Below are 1,052 nucleotides of genomic sequence, written 5' to 3'. Positions count from 1 at the left end.
TAAAATTAAAAGGCATGAGCCCGGTAGATTACCGGATTCATGCCCTCAAGGCTGCCTAATTAAATAAAGTGTCTAACTTTTTGGGTTCACTTCATTAAGGCAGCTCTTTTCTTATTAAACTAATGGCGTAAGCCATAGCCATATGACGCCAATTAGCAAAAGGGGGAGGTGCTGATATCTTCTTTACATACTGGGATTCTAAATCCTGATCAAGTGTCGAATGACAATAAAGTTGATTAAGGAGATTGAACAATGCTTCTTTAACTAACGGGGCCAGGGTAGTTCATCAAGATAAAAAAGCATTGGGCTATAATCCCAATGTTTTTTTATTGTCTTAATGTTGCTTATCCAAGGCTAACTTTAATCCAAACCCAATTAAGACAAGACCTGTTGCTTTATCCATTATCCTCTGCACTTTCATAGACATAAGCCATACACGCAAAGAGTTAATTAAGTATACGTAAACAAAAAACCAAGCGATGGATAGCCCTGTATAAATCACACCCATCATAATAAGTTGTTGAGTTGCGTTTTCTCCTGTTTTCACAAATTGGGGTAAAAAGGTTAAGAAAAACATGGCAACCTTAGGATTTAGTACATTAGAGAAGAGTCCTTGTTTAAATGCTGACTTCTTCATTTCAGAATTATTTAGATTTTCAACATGAGTAACGTCCTTCTTTGTCCTTTTGATAAAAGAAGATAATCCGAGGTATATCAAGTAGAAAGCACCAACATATTTAACGATTTCAAAAACAACAGCAGATTGCATCAAAATCGTTGAAATCCCAAAGGCAGCAGCAAATGTATGAACTAAAGAACCAGTTGACAAACCTATAGCCAATCTATATCCATCTTTTCTTCCATCTGAAATGGTCCTTTTGGTAATTAGTGCTGTATCGATACCTGGGCTCATTACAACAAATAAAGAAAGGACTAAAAATGTAAAGAAATCATTCACTGTCTCCACTCCTTACTGACTTGTAAAAAACCATATGATAAAATGTAATTTAATAAATGTTAAATAGAGTTTAACACATAAGCTTGATTAGTTG

General features: G+C 34.9%; 1 protein-coding gene. It reads right to left on the bottom strand.

Annotated elements, in window-relative coordinates; genetic code table 11:
- Positions 1–334: 334 nt before the first annotated feature.
- Complete coding sequence (locus ACFWE9_RS27075) at positions 335–958, bottom strand: LysE family translocator (protein ID WP_377359694.1); 624 nt, start codon at positions 956–958, stop codon at positions 335–337.
- Between the last annotated feature and the right edge of the window lie 94 nt (positions 959–1,052).

Origin of the sequence: Peribacillus sp. NPDC060253, assembly GCF_042727425.1 — a bacterium.
Taxonomy (GTDB): domain Bacteria; phylum Bacillota; class Bacilli; order Bacillales; family DSM-1321; genus Peribacillus.
The sequence above is the reverse complement of the archived record's forward strand: the minus strand, read 5'-3'. Positions and strand labels throughout refer to the sequence as shown.